The following is a 20,976-nucleotide window of genomic DNA, read 5'->3' on the forward strand; positions in this document are numbered from 1 at the left end:
CAATGGTCTTAGCTGCCTCTCGCGAGACAACTATCTTAGTATACCACCTACTTCTATCCCTGTCAATACTTTTATCCTAAATTTTTTATTTTTTTACTTAGCGTTTTCTCTTAAGTTGCGAAAAACATTGGTATTAGTGCATTTGGCGCCTATATTTTAAGACTTTTGTTGTATAATATTTTTACAAAATCTATTGGAGGTTCCATGTTTTACAAAATTGAAGAGAATTTATTTCCTTGTTCCGAGGGCGATATTTTCTCATTGTCTATTCCTTATGTTGGGTTGCTATCGCTTGCTGAATGGGATCAGTTTCAGGTTAACTTCCGGAATGATATTGATTTGGAATTTTCGCCATTACAATTTTATCAAACAAAAGCCGAAGTTAACCTCGATAGTCTCACTGGACATATCCATTTGTTAAACAGAACTGATTATCAAGCTCGAGGCACTGTTATTTCCTTCTTTTTAGATGAACGAGGGATTATTTTCATCGATGATAGTGACGTTGTCAGTTCTCTTTTATCTTCTATTGAAAAGTCAAAAAAATGGAGTTCTCCTAGTTTAGAACGGTTTATATATGATTTTCTTGAACTCATCATCAAGGATGATTCTGGCTATTTGGAGTCAATAGAGACTCAACTTGAGAATCTTGAGGACCACCTAGTGGATCAGTCGATCGCACTTGACCTTTCTCATGTTAATCAGCTTCGCCGTGATTTAAGGTCTTTCAATAATCATTATCAAGATTTACTTGATTTCACTCAGGAACTTTTTGAAAATGATAATGGTTTTTTTATAGAAGAAAACTTGCGTTTTTTCAATCTGTTTTCAGCACGATTAGAGCGCTCTTTAGGACATGTGACGTCTCTTTTAGATTACCTTAACCAGGTAAGAGACCTGCATAAATCCAATTTAGACATGAAACAAGCTCGCATCACCACCCTATTAACAATTGTTACATCTTGTTGCCTACCTTTAAATATTCTTGTTGGGTGGTACGGCATGAATTTTAAATACATGCCTGAACTAGATAATCCTTTAAGCTATCCTCTAGTCATCATCTTAGCAATCACTTTGTTCAGTTCTGCTATCCTTTACTTTAAACATAAGAAATGGTGGTAATGTAGACAATCGAAAAGAAGCTTCCACTTGGAAACTTCTTTTTTGTATTCTAATGCCTATTATTTAGCTTCTAGCAAGCCAAGGTTGCCATCCTCCCGTTTGTAGAGAACATGGGTTTCATTCGTTTCTACATCTGTAAAGATGAAAAAGTCATGGCCAACAAGTTCCATTTGAAGAAGAGCTTCCTCAACACTCATTGGTTTAAGATCAACTTGTTTTGTTCTAACAACCTTTGCTTCTGGCCCTTCTTCTTCAACCAGTTCTTCAGTAAAGAGATGAGCAGTAGGAACTTTTTCACGATGACGACGTTCGATTTTAGTTTTATTTTTACGAATCTGCCGCTCAATCTTGTCAACAACTAAGTCGATTGACCCATACATGTCCTGAGAGACGTCTTCTGCCCTTAATGTCACATTACCAAGCGGAATGGTTACTTCAACCTTTGCGGTTTTTTCTTTGTAAACTTTAAGGTTAACTTTTGCATTTAGCTCGACGTCTTCACTAAAGTATTTTTCAATCTTGCTAACTTTTAACTCTACGTAGTCCCGAATTGCTTCAGTAACCTCGATATTCTCACCACGGATATTATACTTAATCATAGATGTTCCTCTTTTCTACGCGTTAGCGCTTTCTATATCATTATTATATCGTTTTCAACTATTTTTAGCAAATGTTTACTTTATCTTGCTAAGGAGAAACTGATAACTTCTTTGGCTCCCTTAGCTAATACTAGTTGCTTTATGGTTTGAATGGTTGCTCCTGTAGTGTAGATATCATCCACAATTAAAACTCTTTGCTTGAGATCTGATTTTTCATTTACATGAAACACTTGTGCGCCTTGTAACCGTTGCTGACGATTTTTATGGGATTGTTTTTCAGTGTGCTCCTTTCTTAAAAGGTCGGAGTAAGCTAATCCCGCTGCATCTAATAGACCCGTCACTTGATTAAAGCCTCTTGTATTGAACGTTTGACTACTTATCGGAACTGGTATCAACTGGTATTCTTTTTCATATGGTTTTAAAGCTGTTCTAATCTCTTCTGCAAAAATCCCTCTTAAAAGATAATCACCAGTGAACTTATAGGTTTTAAAATAATGTTTCATGGCGTCATTATAAGAATAAAGACTAAAATGATGAACCGGTAAGTGTTGTCTTTCCCATAGCTGACAATCTAGGCAAGAATCAGCTTGATCTATCTTATAGCAGGTGGGACAGTATGGGGCTGTTATTTGATTGAATGTTTTAAAACAGTCTTGGCAGAGCGTTTCCTGCTTTGAGTCTAAACGAATTAAGTTTTTAAAACTTATTTTAGGCTGTAATGGCTGTTGGCAAAGCAAACATTTCATATCAAACCGCTCTCCTTATTCATCTGTTTGATTTCAGCAATAGCTTTTTCAATGGAACGGCTTGTCCCATCGTGATAAAAGTTTAGGATCCCTGTCGGCCGGTCTTTACTCCGTCCAACCCGCCCACCAATCTGAACTAAACTTGACTTGGTGTATAACCGATGGTTGGCGTCGACTACAAAAACATCAACTCCCGGAAAAGTTACTCCTCTCTCTAAAATGGTTGTCGAAATTAAAATCGTTAATGTTCCATCACGAAAACGAGACACCATATCCAATCTGTCCTCCGTTTGGCTAGAAACAAACCCAATCTCTTCTTCAGGAAAATAGATTCCTAGTACTTTTGAAAGTTCTTTTCCTGTGTCAATTTCTGGAGCAAAAATCAATAATGGATACCTAGTCTGCCGTTGTTTTTCGATATCATTTCTGAGTTTCTTAGGAATTCGGCCTTTTTGAAGACTTTTCATGAATTGATGGAGCCAAATTTTCTTAGGGACGACCAAGGGATTTTCGTGAAAACGCCTCGGTAAGCGTAACAAGGAGAGATGCCCTTTTTTAACCTGATAGTCCAGAGCATCCGTTGAAGTCGCTGTTAGATATATCGTAGACCCGTTTTCAGCCAAGCAATTAGCGACCGCTTGGTATAAGATAGCATTGTCAACAAAAGGAAAGGCATCAACTTCATCAATAATCAACAGATCAAAAGCTCGGTAAAATTTTAGCAATTGATGAGTCGTTGCAATGACAAGAGGTGTTCGGAAGTAAGGGTCGGATTCTCCATGTAAGAGTGCAATAGGACAGTCGAAATCTCGAGAGAGGCGTCGATAAAGTTCGATGCAGACATCAATTCTTGGTGTTGCTAGGCACACTGCCCTCCCCTCAGCGATAGTGTCAGTAATCACCTGGTAAATCATCTCTGTTTTTCCAGCTCCTGTTACAGCATGAACTAGAGAATTCTTTCTTAGTTTCTTATTTTTTTGGAGATTCTTAGAAATTTCCTGTTGCCACTTGGTTAGTTTTCCTTGCCATAATAATGGGTTTTGTGGTTCAAAAGACTCCTGTTGAAAGTGATATAAAAACTGGTCACTGCGGACGCGGCCCAACAGCAAACACTCTCTGCAATAGCTGGCGCCATTAGGCAATGTCATTTTATCCAAGTCAATAGTTGCACGGCACCGTCCACATAACCGCCTGCCTTTTTTCTCCAGAATGGCGGGTAGCTTTATTGCTAGGGATAAGAGATGTTCTGGAACTTGGTCCTCTGTTAATAAGCGCCCTCTGTAATCCTCTATCTTTTCCATACTTTATTATTCGTATTCCTTTTGAAAAAAAGAGGCTTTCCTGATACAATCTTCTTATGGAATATAAAACAATTGCTAAAAACGGAATGGATGAACAAATCATAAAAAAATCGCGCTTCATTTGCCATTTGGCTCGTGTTGAAACTGAGGAAGATGCTCGCGATTTTATAATGCAAATCAAAAAAGAGCACTATAAAGCCAATCACAACTGCTCTGCTTTTATTATAGGGGAAAAAAGTGAGATTAAGCGAACGAGTGACGATGGTGAACCAAGTGGTACTGCGGGCGTCCCAATGTTGGGCGTTTTAGAAAACTTAGAACTGACAAATGTTGTAGCTGTAGTGACACGTTATTTTGGAGGCACCAAGTTGGGAGCAGGAGGGTTGATTAGAGCCTATGCCAGCAGTGTTTCCCAAGCCGTTCAAGCCATCGGACGAATTGAAATTAAGGAGCAACAAGGGATTCGCCTCCGCTTAACGTATGCTCAATATCAAGTTTTTTCGACCTATCTCAAAAACCATTCCCTTAACGAAGTCGATCCCCAATTCACGACGGATGTTGAGACTGAGATTTTCGTGAATAAAGAAGAAACTCACGACATCTTAGATGATTTAACAGAGTTTTTCCAAGGAAAAGCGTCTATAGAGACATCAAAACGACAAGAAATCGAAGTTCCTCTGATATAGAAAGGCTATCATCCTGATAGCTTTTTTATATTTTACAAACCTTTGTCGTGCCATTATACTAGATAGTAAGAAACATTATAGTAAGGAGATTTTAATGACTATTTATCAAAATATTACTGAATTAGTCGGCCATACACCAATCGTTAAACTGAACCAAATTGTCCCTGACGGAGCAGCGGAGGTTTACATCAAATTAGAGGCTTTTAACCCTGGTTCTTCTGTTAAGGATAGAATTGCCTTAAATATGATTAAAGATGCCGAAAAACGCGGAGCTATTAAGCCAGGTGATACGATTGTTGAGCCTACTTCTGGCAACACTGGCATTGGACTTGCATGGGTAGGTGCTGCTCTTGGCTACAAAGTTGTTATCGTTATGCCTGATACCATGTCTATCGAACGCCGTAAGATCATTCAAGCTTATGGAGCTGAACTTGTTTTAACTCCTGGAGCTGAGGGAATGAAGGGTGCCATTGCCAAAGCACAAGAAATAGCGGAAGAACGGGGAGGGTTTGTTCCTCAACAATTTGAAAACCCTGCTAACCCTGAAATCCACGAGAAAACAACTGGTCCTGAAATTTTGGAAGCTTTTGGAGAAACTGGACTTGATGCTTTTGTCTCTGGAGTCGGTACTGGTGGAACTATTTCTGGCGTCTCCCATGTTCTAAAAAATGCTAATCTACATGTCAAAATTTATGCTGTTGAAGCTGATGAGTCCGCTGTTTTATCTGGTGAAAAGCCTGGGCCTCACAAAATTCAAGGTATTTCTGCAGGATTTATTCCAAATATCCTAGACACAGCATCCTATGACGGAATCATTCGTGTCTCATCTGATAATGCGATTGCAACAGGACGTCTTATCGGTGGCCAGGAAGGTTTCCTCCTTGGTATTTCGTCTTCTGCAGCTGTCTATGCCGCCATCGAGCTAGCTAAAGAACTTGGTGCAGGTAAAAAAGTGCTGGTCTTAGCACCAGATAATGGTGAGCGTTACCTTTCAACTGCTCTTTATAACTTTGACTAATTATGGTTGGCTATTAATGACTGTTTGGATAAGATCACGGACTCAAAGGAGACTTTCTAAACCACTTTATGTATTACAAGGTCACATTTGAGATACTTGCTTAACCAATACCACCATTGTTTCATAATCCAAAAAGAAACGCCATGACACAAATCATGGCGTTTCTTTTTGAGTTAAATAGTCAAAGCCTTCATCAATCCATTTTGGCATCGCTTGAGCGAGTGGTTCAAAACCATATTTACGCTTATTGCTTGAAAATCGATGCTTGCGAGGAGGTTTTTGCTTTTCTTCTTCCAGACTACGGATGGAGAAACTAGCCTTTCCAGAGTATTCATCTACATCAATAACCTGAACTTGAACTTCCTGACCGATTTCAAGGACTTTGTAAATATTTTCAACAAAACCCGTTTTTAATTCTGAAATATGAACTAAACCAACAGCGCCATCCCCCAAGCTAACAAAAACGCCATAGGGTTGTACGCCTGTTACAATTCCCGTTAGCTTGTCTCCTGTTTTCATTAATCCACAACCTCGATTGTTTCAATGACAACATCATTAACAGGTTTATCCTGAAATCCGGTTTCTACTGCCGCTATCTTATCAAGGACAACATAAGATTCTGCATTGGCTAATTGGCCAAAAACGGTATGGCGACGATCCAAATGCGGTGTGCCTCCTTCTGTCGCATAAACTGCTGCGATTTCTTGTGGCCAGCCTCCGCGAACGAGTTCTTTAGCCGAATATGCTAGGCTATCATTTTGAACGATGAAGAACTGACTACCATTAGTATTTGGGCCAGCGTTGGCCATAGAAAGGGCCCCGCGGATATTATAGAGTTCTTCTGAAAACTCATCCTCAAACTCAGCTCCATAGATGGACTGTCCGCCCATCCCCGTACCAGTTGGATCTCCACCTTGGATCATGAAGTCCTTGATAATACGGTGGAAAATGACACCATCGTAATAACCTTCTTTAGCTAGACCAATAAAGTTGGCTACTGTTTTAGGAGCTTGATCAGGGAAGAGTTTGATGATCAAATCCCCGTGGTTTGTTTTGATCGTCGCAACAGGTCCTGTTACGGTGTCTAAGTTTACTTGTGGAAACGTCAGTTGTTTGTCAATCATTCCAAATTCCTCCAAGGCATACTGAATGCCATCTTCTTCTACTGTTTTTGTGATAAAATCGGCTCTTGCCTGTAGGTCTGGGTGAGACACTCCCATGGCAATACCTAGTCCTGCATAATCAAAAACTTCTAGATCATTGAGCTCATCCCCAAAAACCATAATGTTCTCAGAGTTTAATCCTTCTTTCTCAGCTACCTTAGCAACGCCAACAGCTTTTGACGTTTGGGTCAAGACCACATCAGACGAATTAGGATGCCAACGCACCAGACGCAAGTCGTTGCTAAATGCTTCTGGAAAAACCAAGCTATCTCCAATGTCTTCAAAGGTCCACATTTGATAGACATCATTGGTCAGGTGAAAATCGGGCTCCGCAGGCAACTTGCCATAAATAGGAACAATGGCATTGTCAATTAAGGCGTTGTCCTTGGAAACAACCGCTCGGTCCTTCCCAACAAAACCATACTCAATGCCGACAGACTTGGTCCAATCGACATAGGCCTGTACTAAGTCAGGAGCGATGGGTTGGCTATAAACCTCTTGATCCTTAGCTGTCTTAACATAAGCACCATTGATGGTGACAAAATAGTCTGGCTTGAGGTCGCGAATCTCAGGAACAACCCCGTAGAAAGCTCGACCTGATGCAATCCCTGTAAGGATACCTTTCTCTTTTAACTGGGTAAAAACGTTTTTGATTGATGGTGGAATGTACTCTGTCGATTTGACACGCAGGGTATCATCAATATCGAAGAATACTGCTTTAATTTTTTTAGCTTTGTACTTTAATTTAACATCCATAGGTCTATTATACCATGATTTTTAATTATCGTCTTCTACTAGTCCATGTTCAAAAGCATAGACGACAGCTTGCGTTCTATCGGAAACATTCAGTTTAGCAAGAATATTAGAAACATGGGTCTTGACTGTTTTTAGGGAAATAAAACTCTCATCAGCAATCCTCTGGTTTTCATAGCCTTTAGCTAAAAGGGCCAGAATATCTCGCTCACGAGCGGTCAATTGATGATGAAGCGGAGCATTGACGTTGATGTCTTGTACTTTTTTATCCACTTCTGTTTCGATGGCAACTTCACCTACCGCCACCTTACGAATAGCGTTTAGGATTTCATCAGCGCTTGAGGTTTTAAGCATATAGCCTTTTGCTCCTGCTTCAAGCACTGGATAAATCTTGGCGTTATCAAGATAAGATGTTAAAACTAAAATCTTCGCCTCTGGCCACTCTTTTAAAATGGCTAAAGTCGCTTCACTTCCTGTCATCTCGGGCATCACTAAGTCCATAATGATGACATCTGGCCTTAGGGCTAGGGCTTTGTCAACACCTTCTCTCCCATTATCAGCCTCTGCAATCACCTCAACGTCATTTTGCAAATCCAGATAACTTTTTAATCCCAGACGAACCATCTGATGGTCATCAACTAATATCACTGTTGTCTTGTCCATTTTCACTCCTTGTTATGAGGGGAACTCTAATATCCATAGCCACTCCTTTTCGAGAAGCTGTGGTTACTCTTACTGTGCCAGCCATATCTGCTACGCGCTCTCTTATGTTTTTTAGCCCATAGCTCACTTCACCAATCTCCTGAGGATCATAGCCAATACCATCATCTGTCATTCGCAATTGCAATTCATGCTCATTTTGAAAAAGATAGACAGCCAGATTCTTGGCCTGGGCATGTCTCAAGGTATTGTTGATAAACTCTTGAGCAATCCGAAAGATATGAGCCTCAATTGTTTTGGGAACATCAATATCATCATGATTAAAAACAACTTTGATGTCACTTTTATCACGAACTTCTTGCAGAATGAGCTGAAACCCATCTACCAGAGTTTTTCCTTCTAATTCTAGAGGCCTTAGGTGCAAAAGCAAGATACGTAATTCTTTCTGGGCAGAATCCAAAATACCGCTGACGGTCTGAAGTTGCTGGCTGATTTGCTCTGTTTTTAGGGTCGCTAACTGCCCTGAAAGACCAGATAAGACCATGCTTGCTGCAAACAATTCCTGGCTGACGGTATCATGTAAATCTCGCGCTACCCGTTTTCTCTCTTCTTCAACAATGGTTTCACGATTTTCCAATTCCCCATTTTCAATCTGCTGTAGGGTTTGCGTGACCTCATTCATTTTGTTAGAAAGGCGCTGGAGAACCAAACTATACTCGTCGTCAGCCTGCTTGCGCAAGGGTTGATTGTTTAATATCCGTTTGAGTTGCCTATTGAGCTGATACCGCGTATTAAGTGTTGCAATTTGAAGCAAGACTAGAACGAGAATGGCTAATGACAGACTAAACAACCCCAAAATCAAGACCAGTCGGGATATAAAGAGCCAGTTGTCGACATAATTTAACAAATCAATATTAAATAAAGACATCAAGGTTGTCGCTATCATTAAGACAACCAAGCCAGAATAGATAAATATTAAGAAGACTTCTGATTTTCTCATTGACGACTCACCTCAATATCGCCAAACAATGTATTGCAGACAATCTTAACTTTTTTCTGAGCATTTAAAAAATCATGGCTTTGAAATTTAACAGATTCATTACGCAAATCAGAACCAACCAAATCCAAAAATTCAAGGTGACCATAGACAGCTGATGCTGTTAAATCCACCTCAACCCCAACAGGTACAATAATCCTCGTTGTTCCAAATGTTTTACGAATCAAAATGACATTGTCCATTCCCGCCAATGCAACCTCTGTCAAGTCAATGATATCATTGCCAAAGACTCGTACAATGTTGACATCATCAAAAGGATAAACAGTGCTTCCACTAAAATTGTCCTGATTCCCGAACCACTGCATTCTCTCTCTTTTTACACGCCTTGGAGCTTGATCAATTTGGATAAACTGATAATTTTCTCTCTTTTGCATCCGCGAAAAAGAGTTAAGCATCATATAGATAACGCCAAAGATAACCGCTAAGATGACATAAGGATTGGCCATTACAGTAAAAAAGAGAAAGAGGGCTGCCCCAGTTAAGAGCAGGTTCCCTGAATCATTACCGAGGTAGAAACGAATTCCTAATATCAGTAAAAAAAGAAGCAAAACAAAGCGTGGAAAGTCCGTAGACATGATGTCAAGCAAGGCCATTGTTAACAAAATGGCTTCAATCGTTAAAAATAGTTGTATCTTTTTCATTCTATTCCCTGTTTTCTAATACCCCTATTTTACCAAAAAATAAGGATTTTGAATCCGTCTAGGGGTGGAAATTAGGATTATCCCTGAAACTTTAGAAACAACTACTCGATTACCAGTTCTGGCTAATTAGGAAAACCGTCGGATTTTCTGATTAAAAACAGGAAGAACTGTCATTTTTAGAGTTCTTCCTGTTTTCTATCTTAGTGACTCGTTGAATCTAAGTCAATAGGTTTATTCTTCGACAACAAGGTCCTCTTCAGCAGGCAGCTCTGTTTCCGGATTCGTCGAGGATTCTTCTGTTGCTGACGCAGACGGTCTGACAGTGGATGATGATGACGTTTCTATAGATTCAGTCTCTTCTGCCACAAAGTAAAGAATAACTTCTGCATCACTTGGATAAATTTCGGTAAACGCGTAAATACTTTGCGATTCAACCACAGCTGTTGCACTAATTTGCTCTGGGGAAGTGGTGATTTGGTCTGACTTAATTCCAAGACCGACCAGAACGTTAACAGCTTGTTTGTAAGTTAAACCAGTTAGGTTAGGCATCATCACAGTAGACTGTGCTTTGGCAACCTTAAAGGTCATGCGTTTGGGTTTATCAAGATCATAAAGAGTTCCAGCCTTTAAGGACTGTTCAATGATTGTTCCAACTTGATACTCGGTGCTTTCAACTTCTTCAATGGTGATATAAGCTTCATCCACCCCAAATTCATATAGAGCATTGACAACATCACTATAGGCCTGGCCAACATAATCTTCTACTACAAAATCACGATCCCCTTTTGAGACAATGATTTTAACACTGGAATTCTTACGTTTGTTGGTCCCGCCAGCAGGATCTGTAGAGATGACTACCCCTTCTGGAACAGTATCACTAGATTCCTCTCGAACCTCGTCAACTCTAAGACCAGCAGCTGCGATAGCTTCCTGTGCAGCTTCTAAAGATTGTCCTGAAACATCAGGGACGGTTACCGTTGTAGGGCTAGTCAGAAAGATTGCAAGTAAGGCAAGTAAGGTTAACAGAATTGCTCCAAATAAGAGTTTAAACCTAGCTCGCAACCGACGCTTGGGTTTTAATGGGGCTTCATTGATTTCAAAAACGTCATCACTATTATGATCGAGCTGAGCCTCATTTGTAGGGGTGTATCCTTGTGTAACAGGTGATACTCTTGGCAACACCTTACTATCGACTTTGTTATCTGTGAAGACTAATTTCCGATCCAACTGGTGCCTTGGTGACAAACAGGTCACTAGGTCAGTATACATGTCCTCAACGGTTTGATAACGATCCGATAATTTTTTAGCCGTTGCTTTGATGACCACATTTTCAAGTGCTTGAGGCACATTTGGATTTTCAGCAATAATAGATGGTAGGGGTTTTTGGAAATGCTGAAGGGCAATCGTGACTGCCGAATCCCCATCATAAGGAATATGGCCTGTCAACATCTCATAAAGCACTACCCCCATCGCATAGATATCACTTTGGACGGTAGCCTTCGAGCCACGCGCCTGTTCTGGAGAAAGGTAGTGGACAGAGCCAAGCATTGAATTGGTCTGAGTAAGACTTGTCTCAGCAAAAGCAACCGCAATACCAAAGTCAGTAACCTTAGCTGTGCCATCCTTGGTTAAGAGGACATTTTGTGGTTTGATATCTCGGTGGACAATGCCTTGCTGATGGGCCAAGCGCATTGCTAGAAGGATTTGAGCCATCACCCGGACAGCTTCTTCATTCGTAAACGGAGCCTTGTCCATGATATACTTTTTCAAATCCAGCGCATCGACATACTCCATGGCCAAATATTGTTGCCCATCTTCTTCACCGATATCACTGATACGAACAATATTAGGATGATCGAGATCAGCCATAGCCCGCGCTTCTCGTTGAAACCGCTGGATGGCCACCTGGTCTGTTTGGTAATTCGTTCTTAGTACCTTAACGGCAACTTCTTCGCCATCAAGAATAAGATCCCTTGCCAGGTAAACATCCGCCATCCCTCCGCGGCCTATTTGGTCAAGAACCTTATACCGCCCAGCGAATATTTTTCCGATTTGGATCATTAGTCGTCCTCCCTGTCGATATGGACAAGTGCAACTGTGATATTATCCAAACCTCCTGCATTATTAGCAAAGCGTATCAAGGTTTCTGCCTTATCATCCAAAGAGACATCGCTAACCATGATATCATAAATATCCTGATTCGAAATCATATTAGTGAGTCCATCACTATTAATAACAATATAGTCACCTGGTTCTAGGACTTGAATGGCAATATCAGGTTCAACAGGATCTTTTTGACCGATCGATTGGGTGATAATGTTCTTCTGAGGATGCGCCTGGGCTTCTTCAGGAGTTAATTGACCTGCCTTTAATAGCGCATTCACTAAGGAATGGTCGCTCGTCAAGGTATGCAACTCTTCGCCACGAATCAAATTGATCCGTGAATCACCAATGTGGGCATAGATCATTTGGCGGTCAATAATAACAACTGCTTCAAGCGTTGTTCCCATCCCTTGAAATTCTTCTTCTTCTCCTTTGGCATGAATAGTCCGGTTAACACCTTCAAGATGTTCCATAAACCATTCCCTGACACCATTTAATTCAACAATGGCTGTCTGAACCCAAAGACTTCCAAGTTCAGTCGCCGCCAATTCACTAGCAATGTTACCAGCACGGTGCCCACCCATACCATCAGCAAGCACGATCAATTGGATTCCCTGTTTGTTAGTGTAGACATTGACATAGTCTTGGTTGTTGGATCTTTTTTGACCAACATTGGTTAATAATGAAATTTGCATTCTTGGTAAGTTTCCTTCCCACTTTTAAAATTTTCGTCTCAGTTGTGCGATAAAAAAGCCATCTGTCATATAGAGCTCAGGTGTCACCAATAGGCAACCATCCACCATAATATCCCTTTGTGGATGATCTAACATCACTTGTTCAAATTCAGGATGAGATGCTAAGAATTGCTGGATGACCTGGAAATTTTCGTGATGGACAATCGTACACGTACTATAGGTTATTATACCACCTTTTTTAACCGTTTGACAAACGCTATCCAGAATCTCTAATTGGATTTTTTGGAGACTCTGGAAATCGCTTAATTCTTTTTTGTATCGGATATCTGTTTTTCTTCGGATTAACCCAATTCCCGAGCAAGGCGCATCAACCAATATCTTATCAAAATGATCTGCTCCGAATAGGTCATGGACCTTTCTGGCGTCCCATTGTTTGGTCTCAATTTTATCGGATACCCCTAAACGCAAGGCATTTTCTCGAATCAATGCTAATTTATGATCATAGAGGTCCAAAGCAGTTATGTGGCCGCTCGTTAGATAGGATGCCATGTGGACCGTTTTACCACCCGGAGCAGCACAAGCATCAAGAACCTGCTCATGTCCTTCAAGTCTCATAACCGGTGCCACTAATTGACTTGTCTCATCTTGAATGGTTATCAACCCTTCTTTGAAGTAGTCGCTAGACGCAAAGTGACCGCTGGGTTTGGTTAAGCCGACTGGAGAAAGCAATGATTGCTCACTACCGGTTGCTTCTGCTACCTCACGCAACTGGTCAGGTCGTGTTACCCTCACACTAGCCTTATTTCGCTGAGCTAAGCTTTCAAAGATAGCAAAAGCCCTCGTTTCACCATAGTCTTCTATTAAAACTTTAATCAACCAGACTGGTAGGGAGTACTGAACAGAGTAGCGTTTATTGAGTCGCTTGATGCTCTGAATATCTGGCAGAGAAGACCCCACAACTTTTCTTAGAATGGCGTTGACATACCCTTCTGCATGTGTTCTTTTAGCTTTAGCGAGCTGAACGGCTTCGTTGACCACAGCATGAGCAGGTAAACGATCGAGATAGATCAATTGGTAAAGACTGACTAGCAGTATGTGATAGACCCAACTATCTAATTTATCCCTATCTTCAATGTAATGGGCTAAATACCATTCTAGGGTTATTTTCCGAGCTAATGTCCCATAAACCAATTCTGTAACCAGGGCTTTATCTTGTTTCGTTAAGGTACTTCCTGAGAGGGTCTTGGTTAAAGCAAGGTTAGAATAAGCATCATGATCAAAGACCTCTCCCAAAACCAAGAGAGCTGTTCCTCTTGCAGTGTGTTGCCAGCTTTTAACCAAAATAATCACCTACTTCTATGGTACGACCTACGCCATTGAGAAAATCCTTGATGGCCATCTGTGGTTTCCCAGCAGGTTGTACACGATCGAGACGTAAAGCCCCCTGACCAGTTGCTACGATTAATTCCGTTTTTGTTTTAGAAATCACCTGACCTGGCTGACCGTGACCCTCAACCGGCCATGCTTCATATACTTTAAATCTTGCCCCTGACCAAAAAGTATGGGCAACTGGCCAAGGATTCATCCCCCGTATATGATTGAAGAGTTGACGATTGGTCTTGTGCCAATCTAAGCGCTCCTCCTCAGGGGTGATATTTGGCGAGTAAGTTACTTGTGACGGATCTTGAGGGATTGGTTTGAGGCTTCCATCAGCATAGGCAGGAAGATTATCTAACAGAAGATCGCGGCCTATTAAGGCTAATTTTTCAAAGAGTGTCCCAACAGTGTCCTCGTCTGAAATCGCTATGGACTTACTAGCAATCATGTCCCCAGCATCCATCTGCTTAACCATTTCCATCAAGGTGACACCTGCCTGGTCATCTCCATTGATCAAGGCATAGTGAATAGGAGCTCCGCCTCGATATTTAGGCAAAAGGGACGCATGAACATTGACCGCGAAATCAAAGGCTCTTAAGAGCTTTTCTGGTAAAAATTGGCCAAACGCAGCAGTCACAATCCCATCAGCATCCAAGCTCATTAGTGTCTCAAGTTCTGGACTACCTGATAGTTTTTCCGGTTGGAAAACAGGCAGTTGATGAGCTATTGCTAGCTCTTTAATAGGTGTCATCCGCAATTCACGCTTACGACCAACTAAGCGATCTGGTTGGGTGACCACAGCAACCACTTCGTACTGGTCGTCTGCCAGAATTCCTTCTAGAACTCTGGCAGAGAATTCCGGTGTTCCCATAAAGATAAGTTTCATCTTTTTTTCTCCTTGCTTTATTCAACTATTTCTTAAGGTGGATTTCTAAACTTTGAGACCTGGTAAGAAGCTGATATAACTAGCACCAGTCGTCTTCTGAGCCATTGCGTCAAGGTATCAATATCCTTGTAGCCATAGTCCAATGCCCCAGTATAGCAATCTGGAAAAGTAAGTCTCAGATTCCTAATTCAAAAGTAGGGAGCAGAAAGACCTCTAGTTACTTGCTAGGAGTTCTTTCTCTCTCCCATTTTTCTATTTTCTATTATAGCAAAAAACCAGACAGCTTTCCTTAAACTGGCCTGGTCTTTGCTTACATGACATGCTGAGGTTCATGGTCGATACTGAGTTTGAGGTTCTTATTGTCTCGCTCCTGACTAAAATCTAAAACACGATTCATCACCTGGCTCAACTGCTCCTCAAAGCGGTACTTAACTATTATTTGATAATGAAAAAGGTTATGGGTTCGCGCAATCGGCTTTGGAGTAGGTCCCAGTATAACAACTTGATCAGAGAGCTGTCCCCTTAAAAGGCTCATGACCTCATAAGCTTGTTTCACAACAAAGGATTCATCTCGGTGAGATAGGGTAACGGCTATTGTATAGACATAGGGAGGGTATAAGAGTTGATGGCGAAGTTTCATCTCATAAGCGTAAAAACCTTCATAATCTTGGTCCTTAGCAAAACGAATGGCATAATGGTCAGGATTATAGGTCTGAATAACGACTTCTCCAGCCTTATCCGCGCGACCCGCGCGACCCGCGACCTGAGTCAATAACTGAAAGGTTCGCTCTGAAGCTCGAAAATCAGGAAGGTGCAAGGCAGTATCTGCGTTTAACACGCCCACCAGGGTTACATTAGGAAAGTCCAAGCCTTTTGCTATCATTTGAGTTCCTAATAAAATATCTGCTTCTTGCCGACCAAAAGCATCTAATAACTTTTCATGAGCCCCCTTGCCTCGGGTTGTATCGACATCCATCCGTAAAATACGAGCTTCTGGAAGCAGTTCTTGCAATTCATCAACTGCCTTTTGCGTTCCTGTTCCGTAGTATCGAATAGACTTGCTTTGGCAATTTGGACAAACATTAGGAATAGCTTTAGTAAAACCACAATAGTGACAGTGCATCCGTTTAGTGTCCATGTGAAGAGTCAAGGAAATATCACAGTTAGGGCATTGGTCTACGGTGCCACAATCGCGACACATCACAAAGCTAGAATATCCCCTACGGTTCAGCAAGAGAACAACCTGTTCTTTACGGCTAAGTTTTTCCTGAATTTTGTCCAAAAGGTAAGACGTGAAATTTCCACCTTCCGTATCACCGATATAATCCCTAAAATCCACAACCTGAACAACAGGCACCTGTGCTAGGGGATTAGCCCGATGGCTAAGGACAAGTCGCTGATAGACGCCTTTGCCAGCCCTAGCTCTCGTTTCAAGACTTGGTGTTGCAGACCCTAATACTAAACTGGCCTGATTGAATTTAGCCCGCAATAAAGCGACATCACGCGCGTGGTAACGAGGATGACTGTCTTGTTTATAAGAGGATTCATGTTCTTCATCAATGATAATAGCGCCAATATGATGCAAGGGAGCAAAGATAGCAGATCGTGCTCCAACTACGACCTTGGCTTGGCCTGCTTCAATCTTACGCCATTCATCATACTTCTCCCCATCTGAAAGGCCTGAATGCAAGATGGCAACTTGTTCCCCAAATCGACTGATAAACCGATGGGTGACTTGAGGTGTTAAAGAAATCTCAGGGACTAGCATGATAGCAGTCTTCCCTTTTTGCAAGGCCTGCTCGATCACTTGGAGATAGACCTCTGTTTTACCCGAACCCGTAATCCCTTGAAGTAAGAAGGTTTTTGCTGCCTCTCCCATGCTTTCTGTTATCGCTTCAACCGCCTGGCCTTGCTCAGTATTCAAGCGTAAAGGTTGTTCTTTTGAGACATTCTCAAAATAGCCCTGACTGCGACTGACTTCTTTTTGAATTTCCGTAATGAAAGCATTGTCTAAGAAATATTTAACAACAGAAGACGAATACTCTTGCCTTAATGTTCCCAATTTCCCCGGTTCAGGGTGAGTCGTTAAAAATGCTTTTAACTCTTGGCGTTTCTTGGCCCGATTACCTGGATTATAATGTAAAAGAGCTCCCTCATTAACCTCATACCAAGCCTCGGTCTTTATAGTCTGCTTGTCTGTTGCGACGTATTCGACCAGAATTTTTTCATCTTGGGCTAAGCGCAAGACCTTGGCTTGATTAGAAGGATTGAGGTCTGTAAAACGTATCTGATTAGCTGAGCCAAAAAGGTCTGCTCGCTCATCAGCAGTCAAGCGATCGGTCGGACGTAAAAACTTATCATAAGAAGAATTAAGCAGATTGGGTAGCATGGCCTTCAAAATAGAAATCTTATAGGAAAAAACCGTCTCACGCATCTGGTCTGCCAAGGCCAGTTGTTCCCTATTAAGGACAGGGCGCACATCAAGAATTTCTATAATGTCTTTCAGGCCTTCTGCTTCTTTTGTATGATCAACACTCAACACAATCCCTTGGACTAAGCGATTGGCTTTCCCAAATGGAACATGGACCCGCATACCGGGAGCCAAGATGGTTTCAAATTCTTTTGGAACTCTATAAGAATAGGGCTGGTCCGTCTGCATGAGTGGTACATCAACGACTAGCTTTGCAATCATTATCTCAACCATTTTTCCCTTCCTATCTAGTTAAAACGAGAGGGTGGTTAGCCTCCCTCTCGATTGTATTCTTATATTTTTTCGCCGTCTTCTTTTTCTTTAGCAATTTGTTCTTTAATCTTACGTTCTTCTTCTTCTCGGCGGAGACGTTCTTGCTCAGCGCGACGACGAACAGATTCACGCTTAGCTTCTGGATCTGGATGAATCACAACGTTGCCCGATTCGATTTCTTCCAGGGCACGAAGAGTAGACTTGACAGATTTGAAGGACTGAGTTGGTGTTGCACCAGCCTCCAATTCATGAGCACGTTTAGCTTCCAGAATAACTAAAGAGTATTTTGAAGGCACGCGGTCCAAAAGAGTGTCGATTGACGGTTTTAACATCATAGTGGTTTTTCTCGTTTCTATTTACTTAATAAATTATTTAACTTGAACAGGGAGAGCTCGAGCCATATCAGCGTAGCGACCAATCACCCGCTCTACACGAAAATGCTCAGCCTCAATGATGCGTCGAACACGTTCAGCAGCCAGAGGCACTTCGTCGTTAACAACCGCGTAATCATACTCACGCATAAGCGCAATTTCTTCCTTAGCGCGAGCAATGCGCTGATCGATCACTTCTTCACTGTCTGTCGCACGACCAACTAAACGGTCACGCAACTCTTCCAAATCAGGGGGTGTCAGAAAGATGAAGACACCATCTGGAACCTTGGACTTGACTTGAAGAGCCCCTTGAACTTCAATTTCCAAGAAAACATCAGTCCCTTGGTCTAAAGTTTCATTAACATAATTCAAAGGTGTACCATAGTAGTTGCCAACGTACTCTGCATACTCCAACATCTGACCTTGACGGATCAACTCCTCAAACTCTTCGCGAGTTCTGAAGTGGTAATCAACCCCATCCACTTCGCCTGGACGCTGTGGACGAGTCGTCATGGACACCGAGTATTTAAATTTATTGTCCTTGTGTTCGAAAATTTCTTTACGAACCGTTCCTTTACCGACCCCAGATGGGCCAGAAAATACAATCAATAATCCACGCTCAGACATGTCAACTCCCTTAAGTACTTTCCTTATAGTTTAACAGAAAAAGCACCTGATTTCAAGTGCTTTCTCCTATCGGTTGGGCTATTTGGCATAATCCACAGCACGCGTTTCACGCACGACGGTAACCTTAATATTACCAGGGTACTCGAGGTTTTTCTCGATTTGCTGGCGGATATCATGGGCCAAGATAGTAATTTTATCATCTTTGACGATATTCGGTTTAACAACCACCCGGATTTCACGACCTGCCTGTAAAGCGTAGGCTTGGTGAATGCCTTCAAAGCCAGTCGCAATTTCTTCCAAGTCTTGGAGACGTTTGATGTAGTTCTCCATCGACTCGCTGCGAGCGCCAGGGCGCGCTGCACTAAGAGCATCTGCTGCTGCTACAATAACGGCGATAACTGACTCAGCTTCAACATCCCCATGGTGGCTGGCAATGGTATTGACAACAACCTGATGTTCTTTGTATTTACGTGCCAATTCCATCCCAATTTCCACGTGGCTACCTTCAACCTCACGGTCAAGGGCTTTGCCGACATCATGGAGGAAACCAGCGCGACGGGCAAGTGCAACATTCTCACCGAGTTCGCCAGCGATAACGCCAGCCAATTTACCAACTTCGATAGAGTGGCGCAAAACATTTTGCCCATAAGACGAACGAAAATGCAGGCGACCCATAATCTTAATAAGATCTGGATGCAGGTTTGGCGCCCCAATCTCATAGGCTGCCTCTTCCCCATACTCACGAATCCGCTGTTCCATTTCAAGGCGCTTTTTCTCAACCAACTCCTCAATCCGAGCAGGATGAATACGACCGTCTTGAAGCAAGGTTTCCATGGTCATCCGAGCAATTTCACGACGAATGGGATCAAATCCAGATAAAATCACTGTTTCTGGGGTGTCATCAATGATTACATCGATCCCTGTGAGGCTTTCAAAGGTACGAATATTACGTCCTTCTCGGCCAATGATTCTCCCCTTCATGTTTTCATCGGGAAGATGGATAGAGGTAACCGTTTGCTCGGTGACGTAATCTCCAGAAATCCGTTGCATGGCTTGGACGATGAGGTCTTTAGCCATCTTATCTGATTTTTCTTTGGCCTCAAGCTCCGCATTTTTAATAAAGCCAGCAATCTCGTGATCAAGGCCCTGACGTGTATCCGTCAGGATAATTTCCCGTGCCTCATCTTGGCTCATCTGAGCGACTCGCTCTAGCTCAGCAGCCTTTTGGGCTTCCAGCTCCGATAGTTGTGCTTCGCGCTCATCGATATGTTTAGTTTTGTCTGCGAGACTTTGCTCTTTTTTCTCGAGTGTTTTTTCTTTTGAGGTTAAATTATCATCTTTACGATCAAGATTTGCAGAACGTTCTGCCAAACGGCTTTCAGTTTGTTTTAACTCTTGGCGTTCAGATTTAAATTCTTTTTCAATATCCTCTCGATATTTTCTCGCTTCTTCCTTCGCTTCAAGCTGCGCCTCTTTTTTAAAGGCAACCGATTCACGCTCAGCTGTTTTGACAAGTTCTTCTGCCTGTCGTTCAGCTTGAGCCCTCCGGTTGTTGGCATCTTGTTCAGCGTTTAAAAGGGCCAGCTCGGCCGCTTCTTTTGACGCCTTCATTTTCAAAGAAATCAGTGAAAAACCGATTGCTAAACCAATAAGCGCAAAGACAATAGCAATAATCACATTGTTCATGTCTTTACCTCTTTTTAAATAAATTTTATAATTTTCCAAACAGAGAGAATCGCAAGATTCATTTGTCACGGCCTCTGCTCAACAGGCTATGACAGCATCAATCTTACGTTTCCTTTATTTAGTAACTAAGTAATTGAATTTTTGACAAATTCCATTAAATTATACCATAACTATACCAAATTCACAATGAAAATTTACAAGCTATGCTATAATGATGGTAACCTAAAAAAAGGAGTGATTCAAATGACGAAAGAAGTAATTGTTGAGAGCTTTGAATTAGACCATACCATTGTCAAAGCCCCCTATGTTCGCTTGATTGGTGAAGAAAATGGGCCAAAGGGTGACGTCATCTCTAACTATGATATCCGCCTCATCCAGCCTAATCACAATAGTATGGACACTGCCGGCCTCCATACCATTGAGCACTTGTTAGCCAAGCTGATTCGAACCAGAATTGACGGCATGATTGATTGTTCACCATTTGGCTGTCGGACTGGCTTTCACATGATCATGTGGGGACAACATGATAGCACCACTATCGCCAATGTCATCAAAGACAGTTTGCAAGAAATTGCGGAGGCAATAACTTGGGAAGATGTCCCAGGGACAACGATTGAATCCTGCGGAAACTACAAAGATCATAGCCTTCACTCCGCTAAAGAATGGGCTAAACTCATTTTATCTGAGGGAATTTCAAGCGATGCCTTTGACCGTAAGGTTGTCTAAGAAATCTTTCCTGCGT

At 41.8% G+C, this 20,976-nt stretch carries 20 protein-coding genes; 4 read left to right on the forward strand and 16 right to left on the reverse strand.

Annotation, left to right across the window (positions count from 1 at the left end):
• Positions 1-204 precede the first annotated feature (204 nt).
• Positions 205-1,122, forward strand: coding sequence for a magnesium transporter CorA family protein (locus tag J2S23_RS09355; protein ID WP_307122461.1), 918 nt, complete (start codon positions 205-207; stop codon positions 1,120-1,122).
• Between the two features lie 59 nt (positions 1,123-1,181).
• Here the strand turns inward: J2S23_RS09355 and hpf are convergent, their stop codons facing one another.
• The 3 genes from hpf to J2S23_RS09370 form a co-directional block, all read right to left on the reverse strand.
• The gene (hpf, locus tag J2S23_RS09360) at positions 1,182-1,721 is read right to left on the reverse strand and encodes a ribosome hibernation-promoting factor, HPF/YfiA family (RefSeq protein ID WP_307122462.1); all 540 of its coding nucleotides are present in this window, start codon (positions 1,719-1,721) and stop codon (positions 1,182-1,184) included.
• 80 nt (positions 1,722-1,801) lie between these two features.
• A complete protein-coding gene (locus J2S23_RS09365) occupies positions 1,802-2,467 on the reverse strand; it encodes a ComFC family protein (protein ID WP_307122463.1) in 666 nt (221 codons plus the stop codon).
• Complete coding sequence (locus J2S23_RS09370; RefSeq protein WP_307122464.1) at positions 2,464-3,768, reverse strand: ATP-dependent helicase ComFA; 1,305 nt, start codon at positions 3,766-3,768, stop codon at positions 2,464-2,466. Before J2S23_RS09370 ends, J2S23_RS09365 begins: the two co-directional genes overlap by 4 nt.
• A gap of 56 nt (positions 3,769-3,824) precedes the next feature.
• Here J2S23_RS09370 and J2S23_RS09375 point away from each other — a divergent pair, with 56 nt between their 5' ends.
• Together J2S23_RS09375 and cysK are read left to right on the forward strand one after the other, a co-directional pair.
• Positions 3,825-4,454, forward strand: a complete 630-nt coding sequence (locus J2S23_RS09375; RefSeq protein ID WP_307122465.1) for a YigZ family protein — start codon at positions 3,825-3,827, stop codon at positions 4,452-4,454.
• Between the two features lie 94 nt (positions 4,455-4,548).
• Positions 4,549-5,472: a cysteine synthase A gene (cysK, locus tag J2S23_RS09380; RefSeq protein ID WP_307122466.1), complete on the forward strand. Its 924-nt coding sequence runs from the start codon at positions 4,549-4,551 to the stop codon at positions 5,470-5,472.
• Positions 5,473-5,625: 153 nt separating this feature from the next.
• Here cysK and J2S23_RS09385 read toward each other — a convergent pair whose 3' ends face one another.
• The 13 genes from J2S23_RS09385 to J2S23_RS09445 form a co-directional block, all read right to left on the reverse strand.
• The gene (locus J2S23_RS09385) at positions 5,626-5,991 is read right to left on the reverse strand and encodes a S1 RNA-binding domain-containing protein (protein ID WP_307122467.1); all 366 of its coding nucleotides are present in this window, start codon (positions 5,989-5,991) and stop codon (positions 5,626-5,628) included.
• Entirely contained in the window at positions 5,991-7,391 is a 1,401-nt protein-coding gene (locus tag J2S23_RS09390; RefSeq protein ID WP_307122468.1) for a Cof-type HAD-IIB family hydrolase, read from the reverse strand. Before J2S23_RS09390 ends, J2S23_RS09385 begins: the two co-directional genes overlap by 1 nt.
• 21 nt (positions 7,392-7,412) lie before the next feature.
• Positions 7,413-8,051 carry a response regulator transcription factor gene (locus tag J2S23_RS09395; RefSeq protein ID WP_370868710.1) on the reverse strand — a complete coding sequence of 213 codons (639 nt, stop codon included), beginning with the start codon at positions 8,049-8,051 and terminating at the stop codon, positions 7,413-7,415.
• Positions 8,023-9,048, reverse strand: a complete 1,026-nt coding sequence (locus tag J2S23_RS09400; RefSeq protein WP_307122470.1) for an envelope stress sensor histidine kinase LiaS — start codon at positions 9,046-9,048, stop codon at positions 8,023-8,025. Before J2S23_RS09400 ends, J2S23_RS09395 begins: the two co-directional genes overlap by 29 nt.
• A complete protein-coding gene (gene liaF / locus J2S23_RS09405; RefSeq protein WP_307122471.1) occupies positions 9,045-9,746 on the reverse strand; it encodes a cell wall-active antibiotics response protein LiaF in 702 nt (233 codons plus the stop codon). Before liaF ends, J2S23_RS09400 begins: the two co-directional genes overlap by 4 nt.
• Positions 9,747-9,977: 231 nt before the next feature.
• Positions 9,978-11,807, reverse strand: coding sequence for a Stk1 family PASTA domain-containing Ser/Thr kinase (pknB, locus tag J2S23_RS09410; protein WP_307122472.1), 1,830 nt, complete (start codon positions 11,805-11,807; stop codon positions 9,978-9,980).
• Entirely contained in the window at positions 11,807-12,544 is a 738-nt protein-coding gene (locus J2S23_RS09415; RefSeq protein ID WP_307122473.1) for a Stp1/IreP family PP2C-type Ser/Thr phosphatase, read from the reverse strand. The genes pknB and J2S23_RS09415 overlap by 1 nt, the downstream gene beginning before the upstream one ends.
• Before the next feature lie 24 nt (positions 12,545-12,568).
• A complete protein-coding gene (gene rsmB / locus J2S23_RS09420; protein ID WP_370868711.1) occupies positions 12,569-13,894 on the reverse strand; it encodes a 16S rRNA (cytosine(967)-C(5))-methyltransferase RsmB in 1,326 nt (441 codons plus the stop codon).
• The gene (gene fmt, locus J2S23_RS09425) at positions 13,878-14,807 is read right to left on the reverse strand and encodes a methionyl-tRNA formyltransferase (RefSeq protein WP_307122475.1); all 930 of its coding nucleotides are present in this window, start codon (positions 14,805-14,807) and stop codon (positions 13,878-13,880) included. Before fmt ends, rsmB begins: the two co-directional genes overlap by 17 nt.
• A gap of 310 nt (positions 14,808-15,117) precedes the next feature.
• The gene (locus tag J2S23_RS09430; RefSeq protein WP_307122488.1) at positions 15,118-17,502 is read right to left on the reverse strand and encodes a primosomal protein N'; all 2,385 of its coding nucleotides are present in this window, start codon (positions 17,500-17,502) and stop codon (positions 15,118-15,120) included.
• A 68-nt stretch (positions 17,503-17,570) separates the two neighbouring features.
• Entirely contained in the window at positions 17,571-17,885 is a 315-nt protein-coding gene (rpoZ, locus tag J2S23_RS09435; protein WP_307122476.1) for a DNA-directed RNA polymerase subunit omega, read from the reverse strand.
• A 33-nt stretch (positions 17,886-17,918) separates the two neighbouring features.
• Positions 17,919-18,548, reverse strand: coding sequence for a guanylate kinase (gene gmk, locus J2S23_RS09440; protein WP_307122477.1), 630 nt, complete (start codon positions 18,546-18,548; stop codon positions 17,919-17,921).
• A 78-nt stretch (positions 18,549-18,626) separates the two neighbouring features.
• The gene (locus J2S23_RS09445) at positions 18,627-20,234 is read right to left on the reverse strand and encodes a ribonuclease Y (RefSeq protein WP_307122478.1); all 1,608 of its coding nucleotides are present in this window, start codon (positions 20,232-20,234) and stop codon (positions 18,627-18,629) included.
• A 243-nt stretch (positions 20,235-20,477) separates the two neighbouring features.
• Between J2S23_RS09445 and J2S23_RS09450 the strand changes: the two genes are divergently transcribed.
• Positions 20,478-20,960 carry an S-ribosylhomocysteine lyase gene (locus J2S23_RS09450; RefSeq protein WP_307122479.1) on the forward strand — a complete coding sequence of 161 codons (483 nt, stop codon included), beginning with the start codon at positions 20,478-20,480 and terminating at the stop codon, positions 20,958-20,960.
• Positions 20,961-20,976 lie beyond the last annotated feature (16 nt).

This window comes from Streptococcus moroccensis (assembly GCF_030812835.1).
Taxonomy (GTDB): Bacteria; Bacillota; Bacilli; order Lactobacillales; family Streptococcaceae; genus Streptococcus; species Streptococcus moroccensis.